The following is a 3,609-nucleotide window of genomic DNA, read 5'->3' as shown; positions in this document are numbered from 1 at the left end:
GGCAGGCGCGCTCGTCCCTCCCCTGGTCCTGACAGGGCGCTAAGTCCCCCACCCCGCCCCTTCCCGAAACCGGGGGCAAGCCCCCAGCCCCCATGGCGGGGGCTCCGCCCCCTGCACCCCCGCTCCTCAATCGCCGGAGGGGCTGGAAGGTGTCCTCAAACGCCGGACGGGCTGGGTAGGCCGGGGCTCCGCCCCTGGACCCCGCTCCTCAAACGCCGGAGAGGCTGAAGTGTTGTGGGCAATCGTTCCGTGGGGCGGAACGGGTGGGCACAACCCGGCCACCGGGCCGCACCCGGCGACGAAACCCCAGGGGGCACTGCCCCGGACCGACCCGGCCACCGGGCCGCACCCGGCAGCGAAACCTCAAGGGGCAACGCAGCCCGCCGTCACCCCTCCGCCGGCAGCGAGCCAAGAAACCGGCCCACCGCCCACGCGTACTCCTTCGGCGCGTCATCGTGGATCCAGTGCCCGCACCCCGCGAACTCCCGCAGCGTGGTGCGCGGCCGCCGCCGCGCCATCTCCCGCGCATGCCCCGGCGGCAGCAGCGAAGAATGCTCGCCGTGCATCAGCAGCGCCGGACAGGCCGACCCGAGCCATTCGGACCAGAAGTCGCCCCGCATGGCCTCCTGCGAGGCCATCATGTGGGCGGGTTCGAACAGCAGTCGCCATCCACCGGTCGCCCGATCCGGCTCCGCGCTGTCGAGGAAGTACGAGGCGTCGTGGATGCCGCGGGACTCGATCTGGGCGCGCAGGCCCTCCCGGTCGGCGGCCCAGGTGGGCCAGCCGGAGACGTCGAGCACGGGGTGGGAGACCACCGGACGGTCCGTCACGGCGCCGATGTCCTCGACGACGAGGGCGCTCACCAGCTCCGGATGCCGCGCGGCGAGCGCGTACGCGGCGACCGCGCCCGTGGAGTGGGCGACGACCGGCACCGGGCCGTGGTCCAGCTCGTCCAGCAGGGCGGCGGCGTCGGCGACGTACTCGTCCAGGGTGAACGGCCCACCGCCCCCGGTCAGCCCGTGGCCCCGCTGGTCGAGCGCTATGACCCGGTACGCGGGGCCCAGGGCGGCGGCCAGCGGCGCGTACATCCGGCCGCGGCCGAAGTGCCCGTGGAGGGCGAGGACCGGGGTACCCGGTCCGCCGAAGTCGGTGAGGGCGAACCGGCGACCGCGGAGGGACACGAAGTCGGGGGAGGGCACGGTCATTGTCGTCACCCGCGGCACGGTAGTGGTCGTCCCCGGCGCGAGACCAGTGCATCGGGGCGCCGAACCGACGGTGATAGGCCAGTGACCGGGAACCGCACGAAGAAGGGCGGATGCTGACACTTCGATGTCGACATCCGCCCGCTTCGGGCTCGGCGCCCGCCTCAGGCCGCTGCCTTCGCCTTCGTGGCGTACATGTCCACGTACTCCTGGCCGGACAGCCGCATGACCTCGCTCATGACCTCGTCGGTCACGGCCCGCAGTACGTACCGGTCGCGGTCCATGCCCTCGTAGCGGGTGAACTCCAGCGGCTCACCGAACCGCACCGCCACCCGCCCGGGCCGCGGCAGCCCCTTGCCGCCCGGCTGGAGCCGGTCGGTGCCGATCATCGCGAACGGCACCACCGGCGCGCCGGTCATCAGGGTGAGCCGGGCGATGCCGGTGCGGCCGCGGTAGAGGCGGCCGTCGGGGGAGCGGGTGCCCTCGGGGTAGATGCCGAAGATCCTGCCCTCCTCCAGCACCCGGCGGCCGGTCATCAGCGCGGCGACGCCGCCGTGCCCGCCGTCCCGGTCGACCGGGATCATGCCGACGCCGGTGAAGAACCAGGCCATCAGCCGGCCCTTGAGGCCCTTGCCGGTCACGTACTCGTCCTTGCCGATGAAGAAGACCTGGCGGTCACAGACGAGCGGCAGGATCACCGAGTCGATGAAGGTGAGGTGGTTCCCGGCGAGGATCACCGGACCGGAGCCGGGAATGCGCTCCGCGCCCTCAACCCGTGGACGGAACATCAGGCGCATCAGCGGACCGAGTACTGCCTTCAGGAACACGAAACGGGACAACGGGCCCTCCGGTCGGGGTCAAGGTCGGGGGCGCTCGCCGTACGGTCCGTCAACCCGGGTCCGCACAACAACGCCGATGAGGACGATACTCGCCGGTCATGTCGCCGCGCACACCGGGTTCACCCACCTGATACGCAGTGTTGACACCCGTTTCCCACGCGTTTCGTCGCAGGTCTCCCATACGAAAGGCACACCCACCTACCATCAGCCCGTCCTCTGACAGGAATTGACGGTGCTGGACACCAGAGCGAGGAGTGCTCATGGAGCGCGAACAGCGCGAGCAACAGCCCGGGCGGCGCACCCTGCTGGGGGCCGCGGCCCTCGGTGCGGGAGCGATGGCCCTGGGCGGCGCGGGCACGGCCACCGCCGCGGAGGCGGGTGCCGCGGGGAAGCCCGGGCCCGTGCGCGGGCTGCCGGTGCCGACCGTGATCGGCCACCGCGGCGCGTCGGGCTACCGCCCCGAGCACACGCTCGGCTCGTACCAGCTCGCGCTGGACATGGGCGCGGACATCGTCGAGCAGGACCTCGTCCCCACCAAGGACGGGCATCTGGTGTGCCGTCACGAGAACGACATCACGGCCACCACGGACGTATCCGCCCATCCGGAGTTCGCCGACCGCAAGACCACCAAGACGGTCGACGGCACCAAGCTGACCGGCTGGTTCACCGAGGACTTCACGCTGGCCGAGCTGAAGACGCTGCGCGCCAAGGAGCGCATCCCCGGCACCCGCCAGCGCAACACGCTCTACGACGGCCGCTGGGAGGTGCCCACCTTCGAAGAGGTGCTCCAGTGGGCCGACCGCGAGGGCCGCAAGCGGGGCCGGAAGGTCTGGCTGTACGTCGAGACCAAGCACCCCACGTACTTCCGCAAGCTCGGCCTCGGCCTGGAGGAGCGGGTCGCCAAGCTGCTCCGTAAGTACGGACGCCACAAGAAGGACGCGGCGCTCTTCCTCCAGTCCTTCGAGCCGAGCAGCATCCAGCGGCTGCGCAAGCTGGTCGACGCCCCGTCGGTCGTGCTGCTGTCCACCATGACCAGCCGCCCGTGGGACTTCGTCGAGGCGAACGACCCGCGGACGGTCGCGGACCTCGTCAAGCCCGAGGGCCTGAAGTGGATCGCGAGCTACGCCCAGGGCATCGGCCCCGACCTGTCGGTGATCATCCCGCGCACGCCCGACGGCAAGCTCGGCACCCCGACCAGCGTGGTCAAGGACGCGCACGCGGCCGGGCTCGTCCTGCACCCGTACACCATGCGCAACGAGAACACCTTCCTGCCCGCCGACTTCCGGCGCGGCACCGACGCCAACGCGTACGGGGACGCCTTCGGCGCCTTCAAGGCGTACTTCGCCACCGGCATCGACGGGATCTTCTCCGACAACCCGGACACCGCGCTCCTCGCCGCGGCGGACTTCCGTAAGTAAGGGCTCGGGCGGGCCGCGCCGTGTGCGTCAAGGCGCGGCCCGCCGCCACCCCGGTCGGGTGAGAGGCCGGCGGCCCGGCAACCGGGTGTTGAGCGCGTCACGTCCCGCCCGGCATGGACCTTGTGGAGCAACTGCGTCCGCTGCTCGCCG

Annotated in this window: 3 protein-coding genes; 1 reads left to right on the top strand and 2 read right to left on the bottom strand. The window is 71.7% G+C overall.

The features are described from left to right. Nucleotides 1-386: 386 nt before the first annotated feature. Both SSOG_RS08245 and SSOG_RS08240 read right to left on the bottom strand, forming a co-directional pair. Entirely contained in the window at nucleotides 387-1,205 is an 819-nt protein-coding gene (locus SSOG_RS08245; protein ID WP_039936911.1) for an alpha/beta fold hydrolase, read from the bottom strand. A gap of 161 nt (nucleotides 1,206-1,366) precedes the next feature. After that, nucleotides 1,367-2,041: a lysophospholipid acyltransferase family protein gene (locus SSOG_RS08240; protein ID WP_009713750.1), complete on the bottom strand. Its 675-nt coding sequence runs from the start codon at nucleotides 2,039-2,041 to the stop codon at nucleotides 1,367-1,369. 260 nt (nucleotides 2,042-2,301) lie between these two features. Here SSOG_RS08240 and SSOG_RS08235 point away from each other — a divergent pair, with 260 nt between their 5' ends. Continuing rightward, nucleotides 2,302-3,459, top strand: a complete 1,158-nt coding sequence (locus SSOG_RS08235) for a glycerophosphodiester phosphodiesterase (RefSeq protein WP_039936908.1) — start codon at nucleotides 2,302-2,304, stop codon at nucleotides 3,457-3,459. Nucleotides 3,460-3,609 lie beyond the last annotated feature (150 nt).

The sequence above is a fragment of the Streptomyces himastatinicus ATCC 53653 genome, assembly GCF_000158915.1.
In the GTDB taxonomy this organism is placed as follows: domain Bacteria; phylum Actinomycetota; class Actinomycetes; order Streptomycetales; family Streptomycetaceae; genus Streptomyces; species Streptomyces himastatinicus.
The sequence above is the reverse complement of the archived record's forward strand: the minus strand, read 5'-3'. Positions and strand labels throughout refer to the sequence as shown.

Coding starts and splice junctions, on each gene's coding strand:
- SSOG_RS08245 (WP_039936911.1), bottom strand. CDS start 1,205: ATGACCGTGCCCTCCCCCGACTTCGTGTCCCTCCGCGGTCGCCGGTTC.
- SSOG_RS08235 (WP_039936908.1), top strand. CDS start 2,302: ATGGAGCGCGAACAGCGCGAGCAACAGCCCGGGCGGCGCACCCTGCTG.